This window comes from Synechococcus sp. CCY9201 (assembly GCF_034931105.1).
Classification (GTDB): Bacteria; Cyanobacteriota; Cyanobacteriia; order PCC-6307; family Cyanobiaceae; genus CBW1002.
In genome coordinates, this window is the sequence record NZ_JAYGIC010000085.1 from 1 (window position 1) to 15,394 (window position 15,394).

At 66.6% G+C, this 15,394-nt stretch carries 14 protein-coding genes and 1 pseudogene; 11 read left to right on the forward strand and 4 right to left on the reverse strand.

Features of this window, described 5'->3' with window-relative positions; genetic code table 11:
• A partial coding sequence (locus VB716_RS08865) for a nucleotide-binding domain containing protein (protein ID WP_323270272.1) occupies positions 1-462 on the forward strand: 462 nt, incomplete at its 5' end.
• Here the strand turns inward: VB716_RS08865 and VB716_RS08870 are convergent.
• The 4 genes from VB716_RS08870 to VB716_RS08885 form a co-directional block, all read right to left on the reverse strand.
• Positions 368-1,366 (reverse strand): glutathione S-transferase family protein, encoded by a 999-nt coding sequence (locus VB716_RS08870; protein ID WP_323270273.1) that lies wholly within the window; start codon positions 1,364-1,366, stop codon positions 368-370. The genes VB716_RS08865 and VB716_RS08870 overlap by 95 nt on opposite strands.
• A 10-nt stretch (positions 1,367-1,376) precedes the next feature.
• Positions 1,377-2,759, reverse strand: coding sequence for a (Fe-S)-binding protein (locus VB716_RS08875; protein ID WP_323270274.1), 1,383 nt, complete (start codon positions 2,757-2,759; stop codon positions 1,377-1,379).
• Positions 2,760-2,849: 90 nt separating this feature from the next.
• Positions 2,850-3,734 (reverse strand): class I SAM-dependent methyltransferase, encoded by an 885-nt coding sequence (locus VB716_RS08880; RefSeq protein WP_323270275.1) that lies wholly within the window; start codon positions 3,732-3,734, stop codon positions 2,850-2,852.
• 66 nt (positions 3,735-3,800) lie between these two features.
• On the reverse strand, positions 3,801-5,228 hold the full coding sequence (locus tag VB716_RS08885; protein WP_322758001.1) for an NADP-dependent isocitrate dehydrogenase: 1,428 nt from the start codon (positions 5,226-5,228) through the stop codon (positions 3,801-3,803).
• 138 nt (positions 5,229-5,366) lie between these two features.
• Between VB716_RS08885 and VB716_RS08890 the strand changes: the two genes are divergently transcribed.
• The 10 genes and pseudogenes from VB716_RS08890 to VB716_RS08935 form a co-directional block, all read left to right on the forward strand.
• Positions 5,367-5,876 carry a hypothetical protein gene (locus VB716_RS08890; protein WP_197158054.1) on the forward strand — a complete coding sequence of 170 codons (510 nt, stop codon included), beginning with the start codon at positions 5,367-5,369 and terminating at the stop codon, positions 5,874-5,876.
• A gap of 132 nt (positions 5,877-6,008) precedes the next feature.
• Entirely contained in the window at positions 6,009-6,722 is a 714-nt protein-coding gene (locus VB716_RS08895) for a heme oxygenase (biliverdin-producing) (RefSeq protein ID WP_197158052.1), read from the forward strand.
• Positions 6,723-6,798: 76 nt separating this feature from the next.
• On the forward strand, positions 6,799-7,893 hold the full coding sequence (locus tag VB716_RS08900; protein WP_322758000.1) for a glycosyltransferase: 1,095 nt from the start codon (positions 6,799-6,801) through the stop codon (positions 7,891-7,893).
• Positions 7,894-7,964: 71 nt separating this feature from the next.
• Positions 7,965-9,821, forward strand: a complete 1,857-nt coding sequence (locus VB716_RS08905; protein ID WP_231598225.1) for an ABC transporter ATP-binding protein — start codon at positions 7,965-7,967, stop codon at positions 9,819-9,821.
• The gene (locus VB716_RS08910; RefSeq protein ID WP_323270276.1) at positions 9,818-10,999 is read left to right on the forward strand and encodes a glycosyltransferase; all 1,182 of its coding nucleotides are present in this window, start codon (positions 9,818-9,820) and stop codon (positions 10,997-10,999) included. The genes VB716_RS08905 and VB716_RS08910 overlap by 4 nt, the downstream gene beginning before the upstream one ends.
• Positions 11,000-11,049: 50 nt before the next feature.
• Positions 11,050-11,865, forward strand: a complete 816-nt coding sequence (locus VB716_RS08915; protein ID WP_323270277.1) for a hypothetical protein — start codon at positions 11,050-11,052, stop codon at positions 11,863-11,865.
• A gap of 1 nt (position 11,866) precedes the next feature.
• Complete coding sequence (locus tag VB716_RS08920) at positions 11,867-12,895, forward strand: hypothetical protein (protein WP_323270278.1); 1,029 nt, start codon at positions 11,867-11,869, stop codon at positions 12,893-12,895.
• Positions 12,895-13,842, forward strand: a complete 948-nt coding sequence (locus VB716_RS08925) for a sulfotransferase (protein ID WP_323270279.1) — start codon at positions 12,895-12,897, stop codon at positions 13,840-13,842. Before VB716_RS08920 ends, VB716_RS08925 begins: the two co-directional genes overlap by 1 nt.
• Positions 13,842-15,014, forward strand: coding sequence for a glycosyltransferase (locus VB716_RS08930; protein ID WP_323270280.1), 1,173 nt, complete (start codon positions 13,842-13,844; stop codon positions 15,012-15,014). The genes VB716_RS08925 and VB716_RS08930 overlap by 1 nt, the downstream gene beginning before the upstream one ends.
• Positions 15,015-15,028: 14 nt before the next feature.
• Positions 15,029-15,394: pseudogene (locus VB716_RS08935) on the forward strand (hypothetical protein); the annotation flags it as partial.

Below are 15,394 nucleotides of genomic sequence, written 5' to 3' on the forward strand. Positions count from 1 at the left end.
GAGCAGGACTGGCGGCAGGCCTTGCGGCGGATCCTTACCAGCGGCCGCACGCCGGTGCTGTTCAGCAGCCGCGGGGAGCTGCTCTGCCGGAGTGCCACCGAGCGCCGCGCCTTCGGGCTGGCACTGGCGGCCCTGATGGCCCGGCTGGCAGCCAGCCTGGCGCCGGATCTCGGCTATCTGATCAGCAAGGGCGGTATCACCACCCACACCCTGCTGGCCGATGGACTGGATCTGGCGGCGGTGGATCTGCGCGGCCAGCTGCTGCCGGGGTTGTCACTGGTGCAGCCAGCGGGTGCCTGTGGTCCGCTGGCGGGCCTGCCGCTGCTCACCTTCCCGGGCAATCTCGGCGACGCAGACACCTTGCACCTCAGCTGGCTGTGGATGGAGGGGCGAGCCGCTCCCGCCCATGGGGCGCTTGGAAATCGATGGATGGACCCAGGGGCACCACGCCGGAGGGGTTGATCGTGGGGTGGCTCTGGTAGTAGTGCCGCTTGATGTGATCGAAGTCCACCGTGGCGGCGATGCCGGGCATCTGATACAGCTCGCGCACATAGGCGAAGAGGTGGGGATACTCGACCAGGCGGCGACGATTGCACTTGAAGTGCCCCACGTAGACCGGATCGAAGCGCACCAGGGTGGTGAACAGGCGCCAGTCGGCTTCGGTGCGTTGGGTTCCGAGCAGATAGCGGTGCTGGCTGAGGTGCTGCTCCAGCCAGTCGAGCGTGGCGAACAGGGGCTCGAATGCCTCCTCATAGGCGGCCTGGCTGGTGGCGAAGCCGCACTTGTAGACGCCGTTGTTCAGCGTGTCGTAGATCCGGGCATTGAGCCGGTCGATCGCGGGGCGCAGGGGCTCGGGGTAGTAGTCGCCCGGCCGGGCCCCGAGCTGGTCGAAGGCGGAGTTGAGCATCCGGATGATCTCGGACGACTCATTGCTGACGATCGTGCCCCGCTGCCGGTCCCACAGCAGCGGCACCGTGACGCGGCCGCTGCAGTGAGGATCGGCCTGGGTGTAGAGCTGATGCAGGAAGCGCGCCTGGCACACGGGGTCAGGGATGACGCCGGGGCCTGGATCGAAGGTCCAGCCGTGCTCGCCCATGAACCAGTGCACCACCGAGATCGGCAGCAGATCCTCCAGGCCCTTCAACGCCCGGACGATCAGGGTGCGGTGCGCCCAGGGGCAGGCCAGCGACACGTAGAGGTGGTAGCGGCCCGCTTCGGCGGGGAAACCGCCCTCACCGCTCGGGCCGGCTGCGCCGTCCGGTGTGATCCAGTTGCGAAAACGGGCGCTGTCGCGCACGAAATGGCCGCCGCTGGCACGGGTGTCGTACCAGCGATCCTTCCACGCCCCATCCACCAGAACGCCCACGTGTTTCTCCTCAGGCAGGGGTGGCGTGGAAGCTGCGCTCCAGCAGCTGTACCGGATGGACCACCGGCAGCGGGGCTACCTCACCGGGTGTGTCGTCCAGGTGGCGGCGGATCTGGAGGCTGCAGCCGATGTTGGCGCTCACCACCAGATCGGCCCCGGTGCCGCGCAGGTCGTCGGCCTTGATCCGTCCGAGGGCGGCGGCCTCCTCCGGTTGGACCAGGTTGTAGATGCCGGCGCTGCCGCAGCACACCCCCGCCTCCACCGCCTCACGGATCTCCACATGGGGGATGGCGCGCAGCAGGGCCCGAGGCTGCTCGCGGATGCCCTGGCCGTGCAGCATGTGGCAGGCATCGTGATAGGCCAGTCGCAGGGGACGATCGGCGCTGGCCCGGCTGCCGTCGGCATGGTCCAGGGGCCGCAGGCCTTGCCGGAACGCCTCGCTCAGACCCACCCGCTCCAGGAACTCCTGCAGGTCGGCCACACCGGCGGCGAAGGCGGAGCCACGGGCGGCCCAGGCCGGTTCGCTGGCTAGGAGAGCGTCGTAGTGCTTGAGGGTGTGGCCGCAGCCCGAGGCCGCCACCAGCACCGCATCGAGCGGCTCGGCTCCGGCGGGACGCCCCGGGCCCACCACCGCCGCGAAGCTGTCGATCAGGGCCGTGGCATGGGTGCGGGTCAGGGCTTCTTCGCCCTGGTGGTGGGTCATGGCGCCGCAGCAGCCCTGGGCCGGCGGGATCACCACCTCAATGCCGTTGGCACGCAGCACCTGCACCGCCGCCGCATTCACCGCCGGATCAAAGAGGCGTTGCACACAGCCGAGCACCAGCCCCACCCGGTAGCGGCGCTGACCGATCGCCGGAACCACCAGCGGGAAGCCGTCCGCGAAGCTCTCGGCGGGCAGGGGCGGCAGCAGCCGCTCCATCGCCTCGATCTGGGGGCCGAGCAGGCGGAGCAGGCCACTGCGGCGCGCCAAGGCCTGCAGGGGGGTGCCGGCATAGGCCCGCAGGGGCGTGAGCAGGGCCCGCAACCGTTGGGGGTAGGGCAGCAGGGCGAACAGCAGGCGGCGGAAGCTGCGTTGGACCGGGGTGCGCAGCTCCGGAGCGTTGAGCTGGGGCCGGGTCGCCTCGATCAGCTCGTCGTAGCGCACGCCGGAGGGACAGGCGCTGACGCAGGCGAAGCAGCCGAGGCAGCTGTCGAAATGGCCCGCCACCGTGGCATCGAGCTCCAGCTCGCCGGCCGCGATCGCCTTGAGGGCGTGGATGCGACCCCGCGGTGAATCCATCTCCGTGCCCAGCACCCGGTAGCTGGCACAGGTGGGCAGGCAGAAGCCGCAGTGCACGCAGGGGTCGGTGGCGTTGGATAGTCCAAGCGGTCCGGGACCCGCGGCTGCACCCATTGCTTGAGCACCTTTAGCCATGGGAACCGAGAGCAGGAATGAAGATTATTGGGCTGAGATCAACCTCTGGTCGGGTCATTTCTCTTTTCACTAGCTCCTGAAATGATGCCAAACTCTTTCAACCCCGACTAATTTCAAATTGACTTTGCCTGCTGCTGCAAGGACGTCATTAGCCGTGTAGCTCCAGGACCGATTCGAAAGCCTCTTGCTTGTGCTTGCGATTTTGATGACCACAATGATAGTTCCGTGTGCCCCGAGCTTCGCAAGATTGGAAAAGAACCTGTTCAACTGCGCTGGAGGCACGTGCTGAAGTACGCCCTTGGCGAATACGAGGGAAGGGTTTAGCGTGGCTACGCGATCAATGCTCTCATCGTCAATCAATTCAAGCCTGGGCGTCTTCGCTTCGACTTTTTCATGGGGCAGCTGGCTCAGTCCGGCATCGAGAATTCTTCGGTCAAGATCCATCCCCACGTAATGCCCTTTCTCTAGGTATTCAATAAAATGCTTCCCGATTCTCAAGGTGCCGCACCCATAGTCGACCACGACATCGTCTGGAGTGATGCCTTGCTTGGTTAGGTACTGGAAGCAAGTTAGCGCCTTGCGCTTGAATTTCTCGCTGATGTTGCCTCCAAGGCTGGCGTGAGGGCGGCCAGCGTGGATTTTCTTCAGAGCTCCTTTGACATAAGAGGCTTGGACGCCGCCGTCAGCCCCTAGGCTTGGGGAGAGCGGTAGAGTGTCGGCGCCAAGTAAATGCCTTTTTAGGGCTGCTAGTTGTTGGATTGGTTTGTCGAGGATGCTCTTCGTTAGTCCGCGAAGAGATGGGAGATTTCGGTTGTTTGGCATTTCTTGCTGTGGCTTGGGGTGTTGCTGGTGCAGGCTGATTGAGTGCTGTTTACGCAGTTTGTGTTGAGGAGTTTGCCGATAAACTCTGCTGGCGATCCATTCAGTACCGGTGGTGCTGATTAGAAAGCCCATCTTTACTGGCATGGGAACATGCTGCCCGAGTTGTCAACGACCTCAAAAGGGGTTTTCAGCAAGCACTTAGGAGAAGTGCCGCACCACTGCTTCGGCGAAGCCCGAGCAGCTCACCGGCTCCACCCGGGGTTCCATCAGCCGGGCCAGGTCGTAGGTGACCTCCCCATTGGCGATCGCGGCACTGATCCCCGCGGTGATCAGGTCGGCGGCTTCCTGCCAGCCCATGTATTCGAGCATCATCACGCCGCTCAGGATCACCGAGCCGGGGTTGATCCGGTCGAGGCCGGCGTGCTTGGGCGCCGTGCCGTGGGTCGCCTCGAAGATGGCGGCGTTGTCGCCGATGTTGGCGCCCGGCGCCATGCCGAGACCACCCACCACGGCGGCGGCGGCATCGGAGATGTAGTCGCCGTTGAGGTTGAGGGTGCAGAGCACCGAATACTCCTGGGGCCGCGTCTGGATCTGCTGGAAGATGCTGTCGGCGATGCGGTCGTCCACCAGCACCATGCTCTTCCATTTGCCGTAGCCGTGGCTCTCGCCGATCGCGTCGAGCACCTGCTTCACCTCCGCATCCACTGCTGCCTTCTTCTCCGGCGTAAGGCTGTCGTAGCCGGGTTCGATCAGGCGGGCGTTGTCCTGAATCGTGAGGCCGTGGTTACGGGCGAGGTTGTCGAGGATCCAGCTTTCCCGCTCGGTCACGCAGACGTCGCGGAACTCGGTGGTGGCCAGCTCGTAGCCCCAGTCGCGGAAGGCCCCCTCGGTGAACTTCATGATGTTGCCCTTGTGCACCAGGGTCACATGGCGCTTCGAGCCCTCCAGGCCCAGGGCGTGCTGGATCGCCTTGCGGACGTGCCGCTGGGTGCCGTCCTTGCTCACCGGCTTGATGCCGATGCCTGAGCCGGCAGGGATGCGGCGCTTGCCGAGCTTGCCATTGGCGGGAATCACCGTGTCATTGAGGTGCTCGATCAGCTCGATGCAGACTGGATCGGTGGCCTCCCACTCGATCCCCATGTAGATGTCTTCGGTGTTCTCCCGATAGACGATCACATCCAGGTCCTGGGGCCGCTTGTGGGGACTGGGGGTGCCGTTGTAGTAGCGGCAGGGACGAACGCAGCAGTAAAGATCGAAGATCTGGCGCAGGGCCACGTTGAGGGAGCGGATGCCGCCGCCGATCGGCGTTGTGAGGGGCCCCTTGATCGCCACGCCGTAGTCCTCGATCGCGGTGAGCGTGTCCTGGGGCAGGTACTGGTAGGTGCCGTAGAGGTCGCAGGCCTCGTCGCCGGCCAACACCTTGAACCACTCGATGCGACGCTCACCGCCGTAGGCCTTGGCCACCGCCGCATCCAGCACCCGCTGGGTGGCGGGCCAGATGTCGACGCCGGTGCCGTCGCCGCGGATGAAGGGAATGATCGGGTCGCTGGGCACCACCGGCTGACCGTTCTCGAAGCGGATGGCGGTGCCGCTGCTGGGGGCGGTGAGCTTCTCGTAGGTGGCCATGCGCGAGGGGGTGAAGGGACCGGGGTTGATGGGGATCAGCCCACCATGGCTGGCGCGACCGGCCGGGGCGCCGCAGCATGGACCGACCGGCTGAGCCTAGGTTTTGGCCATGATCTGGTTCTGCTCCCGGGGAACGGCATGAACGCCGCCGATCAGGCACGATCGCTGGAACTGGCTCAGGCGATCGCCTCGGTGGTCACCCTGGTGCGGGGCCATTTCCCCGCGGCCCGCGCCAACCTCACCCCCTGGCGGGACGATCCCCTCACCCGTGCCTTCAACGAGCGGGAATCGCTGGATCTCTCCTTCCATTTCCCCGGCTGGAGCCCTCGCACCCAGTGCCGCTCGCTGCTGCTGCAGCTGCGGCTGGAGCGGGCGCCGGAGGCGGCGGTCGCCCGCAGCCGGCCGCGGTTGCTGGGGGTTCTGATCCGCGGCCTCACCTATGAATCGGAGCGCTGGCGACTGGCCACGCTGGGGGAGTGGCAACCCTCCGGCAGCCACCTGCCCAGTCCTGAGGTGGTCCAGACCCTGCAGCTGCTCTGCCGCGAACTGTTCGATCTGTTCGGTGCTGGCGCCCAGTCCCTCGGCAGCAGCGACTCCGATGCCGACGGCGGCCCCCCGGAAGCCGGTGACGATCGGCGAGCCGCCTGATCCCCGTTGGGTTTGGGGCTGCGGCGCAGGGCTGGGGCAGGTGCTGCCCACGTAATCCTTCGCAACCTTGTCGCCGCCGCTGGGAAGGCTGCGCCTAACTTGCTTGGACTGGCTATGCAGCTTTCCGGATTGATGTCTGTCGCGCTTGCTTCTCAGTTGCGTGAGGGAACCAAGAAGTCCCACACCATGGCCGAGAACACCGGTTTTGTGAGCTGCTTCCTCAAGGGGGTGGTGGACAAGATGAGCTATCGCCGGCTCGTCGCCAACCTCTACGTCCTCTACAGCGCCATGGAGGAGGAGATCGGCCGCCTCAAGGACCATCCGGTGGTGGGCCCGATCGCCTTCGACGCCCTCAACCGCAAGGCGGTGCTGGAGCAGGACATGGCCTTCTACTTCGGCTCCGACTGGCGCCAGCAGCTGCAGCCCACCCCCGGTGCCGTGGAGTACGTCAACCGGGTGCGTCAGGTGGCCCGTGAGACCCCCGAGCTGTTGGTGGGCCATCACTACACCCGCTACATCGGCGATCTCTCCGGTGGGCAGATCCTCAAGAACATCGCCCAGAAGGCGATGAACCTGGGCGAGCACGACGGCCTCCGCTTCTACGAGTTCGACGCCATCGACGACGAGAAGGCCTTCAAGGTCAACTACCGCGCCACCCTGGACCATCTGCCGATCGATCAGGCCATGGCCGATCGCATCGTCGAGGAGGCCAACCATGCCTTCCACCTCAACATGGTGATGTTCCAGGAACTGGAGGGCAACCTCATCGCCGCCATCGGCAAGGTGCTGTTCGGCTTCCTCACCCGTCGCCAACGCACCGGCAGCACCGAAGTGGTGGCGGCCTGAGGCCCGGCTGAGATCAGGCCCTGCCGTTGGGCGGGGCCTGGATGCGACACACTCGCCCTTGCTGGAGCCCGTGCGCTTGCGTCCCCTGAGATTCCTGCTGCCCGGCACCACTGGCCGGTTCCGCTGTGGCGGCTTGCTTGTGGAGCTGCAGACCCTGCGCCTGCTGCAGGAGATCGTGCCGGCGGAGGTGGTGACCTACCGCAAGCGGGAGGAGGGCCTGGCCTTCCTCGATGATCTGCTGGCGTCGGAGGAGCCGCCCGGCGAGGCCCTCTGGATAGTGAGCTGGGGGTTTGAGGTGCCAAGCCAGTTGCGCCGCCTGCGCGGACGCCCAGTGGCCTATCACGCCCACAGCAGTGGCTATGGCTTCTCCCTGCCTCCCGCCGTGCCGGTGTTGGCGGTAAGCCGCAACACGCTCGGCTACTGGGGGGATGCGGCGCCCCGCCAGCCCCTGTTTCTGGTGCCGAACGCCCTCGAACGCGACTGGATGGAGCGCGGCCTCCGGCCGGGCGGCCCTGCCGCCGGCGGCGATGGGACCGGTTCTGACGGGAGCGATGGCGATGGGCTGGAGGGCCGCCGCCCGATTGATGTGCTGGTGCAGCAGCGCAAGAGCAGTGCCTACGTGCTCACGCAACTGGTGCCGGCCCTGCGGCGCCAGGGACTGCGGGTGGAGGTGCAGAGCGGCTGGGTGGACGATCTGGTGGATCTGTTCAACCGGGCCACGGTGGTGCTCTACGACTCGGCCGACTACTGGCGGGGGCGGGGGTTGACGGAAGGGTTCGGACTGCCGCCGCTCGAGGCTCTCGCCTGCGGCTGCGTTGTGTTCAGCAGCCTCAACCACGCCCTGGCCGACAGCCTTGATCCCGGGTCGATTGCCCATCAGATCGGCGCCGGCAGCCTGGCCGCAGATCTGGAGCGGATCACTGCCGCCGTCAGGGATCCCAGCGCCTGGCGCGCTGACCCGGATCGTCTCCAGCCCCTGCTGGAGGCCTGCAGCGAGCCGGAGCTGCGGCGGCGCTGGCGCCATGCCCTGGAGGAGATCAACCGCCACTGGGACAGGCTCAGCGCCGGCGAGCCGCCGCTGCTGGCCCCACCCCGCTGGCAGCTGCGCTGGCGGCAGCGGGCGGATCGCTTGCGGCGCCTGCTTTCCCGCCAGCTTGGGTCGATCGGTTAAGTGGCTGGCCCGTTGCCTGGCGGCGTGGCAGGGGAGCCCCCATAAGCTGGGGGAGATCACAGGTGTTCTCCGTGCGGCTGCCGAAAAGCCAGACACTCGATCAGCTTCGGCAGCTCATTCTGACCCTCCCGAAATCACTCAGGCGGCAGTTCTATTGGCTGCTGCCCTTGGCAGTGCTGCCTGGTGTTCTTGATATCCTGTCAGTGGGCATTCTGGCCCAGCTGATGTCTTCGCTGTTGATGTCGAAGGCGAAGCGCCAGATCATTCCGATTCATATTCCCGGCTCAGATCGCTTTGAGTTTGTCCTCTTCCTGATCGGTGCCTTCATCCTGATCTCGTGGCTCCGCTCGCTGGCGCGCCTCTGGCTGGTGATTTCGCAGGAGCAGTATATCGAGCGCATGTGGCTCTATCTGACCGATCATCTCTATCGCGGCATTCTCTATCTTCCCTACGAGTTTCATCTTGCCCAGGACGACTCCAAGCTGGCGACGCAGCTGCTCACCAACGTCACCAAGGTGACACGCGGCATTCTGCGGCCTTGTCTGCCGTTGTTTTCGTCGTTCTTTTCGGTGGTGTTGCTCACTGGTGGCATTCTCTATGTGGGGCGCTGGTATGCGCTCGGTTTGTTCGCTGGTCTCACGCTCGCCTACGGCCTCTTTTCGGTGTTCATGACGCCCTATCTGCGCCATGCCGAGCGACAGAAGCTCTATCTGGCCTCGCAGATGAAGCAGACCTTCATCGACTCGATGACGATGATCCGCGAGATCCAGCTTTACGCCGCCGAGGATTTCTATGCCGATTCCTTCCGCGACAAGGCCCAAGAGGCCAAAAAGTTCGAGTTTCTCAATACGCTCCTGCCCTGGTTCCCCAAGCTCACGATCGAGCCGCTTGGCATCACGCTGATTTTCTCCTTTGCCATCTTTCCGGCGGTGCTCGGTGGCGGTTTCTCCGATGTGAAGCAGGTCATCCCCTTTCTCGCCACCCTGGCCCTGGCCTCGCTGCGCCTCACCCCAGCCCTGCAGGAAACCTTCGCGTCGATCACCAAGCTCCGCTCCGGTCTACCCAACATCTCCAGCCTGCTCAAGCTGATGCAGATTGCCGATGAAGGTAGTGAGATCCCCACGGCTGTTCTGGGGCCGGGAGGCACTCCCATGAGCCCGCAGGCCTTCATTCCGCGCCGCACGATCCGGCTGGATCGGATCACCTATGCCTATCCCACCACCAACCACTCCACGATCACCGATCTCAGCCTCACCATCCCGGTAGGTTCCCGTGTCGCCTTCGTGGGGTCCACCGGCAGCGGCAAGACCACCACGGGCCTGCTGTTGCTCGCACTGCTCACCCCCCAGAAAGGACAACTTCTGATTGATGGCACGCCCCTGGATTCGCAGGATCGCCGGGCCTGGCAGTCCTGCTGCTCCTATGTGCCCCAGATCGTGAGCTTCACCCGCGGCAGCGTTCTGGAAAACATCGCCTTCGGCGAAGACCCCGATCAGGTGGATCTGAACCTGGTCTGGGAGTCGCTGGAATCGGCCCAGCTCGCCGAGGTGGTGGCCGAACTTCCCTATGGCCTGTACACCCCGATCGGTCGCGATGGCCTGCGGCTCTCCGGTGGCCAGCGCCAGCGGCTTGCACTGGCGCGGGCCTTCTACCGGCGCACCGAGGTGTTGCTGCTCGATGAGGCGACCAGCGCCCTCGACAACAAGACGGAATCGGAGGTGATCGAGGCGCTCGAGATCATCGGCCGACGGTGCACCACGATCGTGATCGCCCACCGCCTCTCCACGATCGTGCGCTGCGACCGCATCTACGAATTCGAGGCGGGCCGGATCAAGGCAGCCGGCAATTTCGAGCAGCTGCGGGCTGCTTCCTCCAGCTTTGAGGAACTGGTGGCCACCCTGGAGCGCAGCCTCGCGGCCGCCTCGTGAGCCCCGGCCTCGACATCACCCTGCTGGCCACGGCCGACTGGGATCATCCCTTCTGGACCAACAAACAGCACGTGGCTGTGAGCCTGGCGGAGCTGGGTCATCGGGTGCTTTATGTGGATTCCCTAGGCCTGCGACCCCCCACCCTGGGGCAGCGGGATCGGGGCCGGTTGTGGCGCCGCCTGCGGTTGTCCTTCCCCAGGCCGCGGCCTGTGCGCCCTGGAATCTGGGTGATCTCGCCGCTGCAGTTGCCCCTGCCAGCAGGGCCGTGGGTGGACCGCCTCAATGGCCTCGTGCTGCGTACCACTCTGGCCCTGGCCCGGCTCCAGCTGGGCCTGCGCCGCGATCTGCTCTGGACCTACAACCCCCGCACGGCGGCCTTGCTGCCGGTGCACGCCTACCGGCGTTCGCTTTATCACTGTGTCGATGCCATCGATACGCAGCCGGGGATGGATGGGCCCCGAATCCGGCGCGACGAACAGCAGCTCTGCCACCAGGTGGATGGAGTCGTCACCACCACCCCGGTGTTGCAGGAACGCTGCCGGCCGCTGGCTCGGCGCTGCACCCTGCTGCCCAATGCGGTGGACGTGGAGCATTTCCGCCAGGCACTGGATCCCGCCTTGCCCCTGCCGGCCGATCTGGGGTGCATCCCGGCACCGCGGCTCCTGTTCGTGGGAGCGATCGCGACCTACAAGATGAACATGGAGCTGCTGGCTGCCGTGGCCCGTCGCCATCCGGACTGGTCGATCGTGCTGATCGGGGCGGTGGGTGAGGGGGATCCCGCCACGCTGATCACTGCCCTGGCGGATTGCCCCAACATCCACCGCCTCGGCCCACGGCCCTATGGGGCCTTGCCGGCCTATCTCAAGGGGGCGGCGGTGGGGTTGATTCCGGCGCGGATCAATGCCTATACCCGCGCCATGTTCCCGATGAAGTTCTTCGAGTACCTGGCCGCTGGCCTGCCGGTGGTGGCCACGCCACTGCCGGCGCTGGAGCCCTATGCCTCCGTGGTGGCCCTTGCCCCAGACGCCGAGAGCTTCGCCGCCGCCGTGGCGGAGGCTCTGGTGCCGGACCCTGCCGCCGCCGCCGAGCGCCTGCGGCTTGCCGGTTCCGTCACCTACAGCGAGCGCAGTCGCCGCATGCTGGCGTTTCTGGAGAGCGAGCCTCAGAGGCACTGCTAGCCTCGACTGCTACCGATTTTCTGTTCATTCGTTCTGTTACTGACGCGTCGATGCCCCCGTTGAAGCTGATCTACATCACCAGCAATAGCCATAGCGGTTCCACCTTGCTGGATATGTTGATCGGCTCCCATTCTGCCTGCCTGACCCTGGGTGAAATCCATAAACTCACCGCTAAATCGGAAGGGGAATGTGCCTGCGGGGCATCCAGTTTTGCCACCTGCCTGTTCTGGCAGGACGTGTCCAGCCGGCTTGAGGCCTCCGGCTCACCGCCCCTGGCCGAGCTGCAGATCCACGCCACCGAACCGGCAGCGTTTCGGGACGCCAATCGCCGCCTGCTGACGGTGCTGCAGCAGAAGACAGGCTGCGCGGTGTTCGTCGATTCCTCCAAGAAGCTCTCCCGCCTGAAGCTGTTGCTGCAGGACCCCGATCTGCAGGTGCTGCCGGTGCACATCGTGCGGCGGCCGGAAGGCGTGGTGTGCTCCAACATCGCCAAGGGACGCCCCTGGCGTGAGGAGCTGGAGATCTACCACCGCAATCTCTGGCCCCGCTACGACCTGCTCCGCCATCATCCCCATCTGCTCGTGTCCTACGAGAGCCTCTGTCGCCAGCCGGAACAGGTGCTGGGGCGGATCATGGAGGCGGCCGGACTCGCCTTTGAGCCCGACCAGCTGGACTGGACCCGGCACGAGCATCACAACGTCAACGGCAACAAGCGCACGCGCACCAGCCGCGCCTCCACGATCCGCCTCGACGAACGCTGGCGGCGTCAGCTCTCCCGCCGGCAGCGGCTGGCGATCCGGCTGGCGCAGGCGCGCTTCCGCCTGCGGTTGCTGCTGCGGTTCGGGCTCTGGCCGCGGCCCCTCTGAGATGGGTGTGAGGCCCACCGGCATGCGGCGCCTGGCCCCCTGGAGCTGGGCTTTGGCCCGGTTGCGGCTGGCTGTGGTGATCATCTGCGAGCGGCTGGATCAGCCGCGCCGGGGCCGGCGTTGGCTGGAGCGCTGGTGCCGCGCTCCCGGCGCTGCCCCCCTGTTGCTCGAAGCCCTGGCCTTGCGCTGTTGCGCCGATGGCGACGTCGCAGCGGCCCTGGAACTGTTCATCCGCCTCTGGTGCGACTGGGGCAGCAGCGAGCTGTTGTATCGCTTGTTGTTCCGCCGCCGCTTCCGCTCCGCCCACGCCCGCGACCATGCCCTGCTGCTGCAGAGGATCGCGGCGGCTGAGCCGCTGCCGGCCCACTTCCGTGCCTATGGCGCCATCGCCTGGGCCTACCGCACCCTGGAAGACCAGGATCCCGAGTCGATGGCGGCGGCAGTGGCGCCGATCGCCCGGCTGGCCGAAGAGCTGGAGGCGGATCCCGGAACGCCCAGCTGTGGGCGGGAGGATCGGGAGAACAGGGCCAAGCTGCTGATCTCCTGTTACACCGTGCTGGGGCGCCTGCACTTCTCCCTGGAGGATTTTCAGGCCTTCTCCGCTGTGGCGCGGCGTTCTGCCCAGTTGGCCGAGCAGCTTGATCTCGATCGGATCGACGCCGATGTGAGCTATCGCCTGCTCAGCAATCTGCTGCGTTGCCTCGGCTGCTCCTGGCTGGAGGCCTGGTCGCGCCAGGATGCTGCCGCCCTGGCTCAGGTGACGACCCGCATCGAGGCGGTGGTGCGGGAGGCCCAGTCGCCCCGGCACCAGGCCTCCCCTGCCCGCGAAGACCATGCCGGTTTCGCGCGCCAGGTGGCGGCTGCCCTGACAGGACTCAGCCTGGAGGAGCGGCGGCTGGAGCCCCTCTATCCCCTGGTGGCGCTGCTGTTCAAGAAAAAGGTCGATGGCCACGGCTTTCGCACCCGGATCGCACCGGCGCTGCAGCGCTACCGCGATGCCGCCCTGCCCGGGTTGACCACTTCATCCTGATGACGGTTGCGTTGATGTCGTCTTCGCCTGAGTCCCGGCACCTGCTGCCGCCCCTGCAGGTGCTCTACATCACCAGTCGCGGCCACAGCGGTTCCACCCTGCTGGATCTGTTGCTCAGCGGTCATTCCGGTCTCACCAGTGTGGGTGAGATCAAGATGCTTTCCGCCACCGATCGCAGCCGCAAACGCTGCAGCTGCCATGGCCTCGATCCTCTCGAGTGTCCCTACTGGAGGTCCGTGCAGGACCAACTGCAGGCCAGCACGGGCCTGAGCTTTGACACCCTGCGGCTCGACAGCGTCGACCCCTGGGTGAACCATGGCCACAACCTGGCGCTCTACGAGAGTGTGGCGGCGGTGAGCGGTTGCCGAACGATCGTGGATTCCTCCAAGAGTCTGCCGCGGTTGCGTGATCTTCTCCAGGGCCAGGAGCTCTACGGCGGCTATGACCTGCTGCCGATTCATCTGCTGCGCGGCCCCCTGGGACTGGTGCACAGCTATGTCAAGAAGGGCGCTGATCTTCGTGAGGTTTGTTACAACTACGCCAATGGTTATTTCCGTGCTGATGACCTGCTCCATCGCCGCCGCCATCTGTTGGTGCACTACGAGCGCCTCGCCGGCCAACCGCGCCGTGAACTGCAGCGGCTGATGACGGCGATCGGTCTGCCCTTCGAGGAGGCCCAGATGGACTGGGGCCACGGACCACGCCGCAACATCCATGGCAACGACATGCGCTTCAAGGCGGGCGGACCGATCCGGCTCGATCGGTCCTGGAGTCGTGGACTCACCCCTCTGCAGATCCTGCAGGTGCTGTGGTTCACCCTGCCGGTGCGCCTACGGCAGCGACGGCTCACCAGTCGGCGGCTGATGCGGTTGTGGCGGCTGCGTTACAAGCCTGCCGCCATGGCTTCAGGGAGCCGGGGCAGGGCCTCGCGGAGCCGGCGGGATTGATGGGGGATCCCCTGTTGCCGCCGTCGCCCGGGCCGGTGCTGCTCTACATCGATGCGCTCAAGGCCGGCGGCGCCGAGCGCATCACCCTGCAGTGGGCCCAGTGGTTGCAGCAGGCCGGCCTGCCGGTGCTGCTGCTCACCCGCCACGGGCCGGAGCGCGATTTCTACCCCCTGCCCGCCGGTCTGGATCGCCGTGTCGAGCCGCCCGAGCCCCGCTGGCTCAAGGCCCTTGGCTGGTGGGGCTTCCCGTGGCGGTTGCTGCGGCTGCGGAGGCTGCTGCGCCAGCTGAGCCCCTGCCTGGCGCTGGGGATCACGACCCTGCCGGCGATCAAGCTGCTGCTGGTCAGCGCCGGTCTGCCCTGGGCTGTGGTGGTGTCGGAGCGCAACTATCCGCCCGCCAAGCCGCCCGCCCTCCCCTGGCGCTGGCTGCGCCGGCTCACCTATCCGCGCGCAGCGGCCCATCTCGTGCAGACCCGCCGCACCCTGGCCTGGCTGATCTCCACCCAGGCGGTGCCGGAGTCGCGCTGCCATCTGGTGCCCAACCCGATCGGCTGGCCCCTGGCCGATTTCCCGCCACGGATCGCTCCCGCCGCTCTGATCCCCGCCGGCGCCTCGCTGATGCTGGCGGTGGGCACCAAGCCCCACCAGAAGGGATTCGACCGGCTGCTGGCGGCCTTTGCCCGCCTGGCGCCGCGCCATCCCAGCTGGCATCTGGTGATCCTGGGCCTCGATCCGGCCAGCGGCAGCCATCGCCGGGCTGTGGCGGATCTGGTGGCGCAATGGAAGGCCGACCCGCTGCTGCGCCAGCGTGTGCATCTGCCGGGCCCAGTGGGCAACGTGGCCGATTGGTACGGGGCCTGCGACCTGTTTGTGCTCAGCTCCCGCTACGAGGGGTTTCCGAACGTGTTGCTTGAGGCCATGGTGAGCGGCTGCGCCTGCCTGGCCTGCGCCTGCCCCACCGGTCCGGAGGAGATCGTGCGCCATGGCCAGGATGGCTGGCTGGTGCCGGCCGAGGCCGATGCGGCGCTGCTGGAGCGCGAACTGGAGCGGCTGATCGACGATCCCCGTCTGCGGCGTCGCCTCGGCAGCGAGGCCCGCGCCGTGCGGCAGCGCTACGGCGAAGCCGCGGTGCGGGAGCAGTTCCTCGCAGCCCTCAAGCCCCTGATGCCCTGAGCCGCGCCTCCGCCATGTCCGCGCCCCTTTCCAACACTGTGCCCCCGTCGTTGCCGGGGGATGATCTCTGGATCGTGCTGCCCCATCTGGGTCCCGGTGGTGCCCAGAAGGTGGCGGTGCTGGCGGCGGGGCACTTCGCGGCCCGTGGTCTGCGGGTGCGGCTGATCACCCTGTTACCCGATCAGCCGGCCGTGCTGGAACCTCCGCCCGGGGTGGAGCACATCGACCTGGGCCCGCTGGTGGCCAGCGACCGGCAGCGGCTGGGCCCCGAGGTCGATGTCTCGGATCGCTCGCCGCTGGCGATCGCTGGGCGGGTGGCGGCCCTCTGGATCGGCCGGATCCGGCGCCGCCTCTCGCCGCTGGGGCTGCGCCTGCTGCTC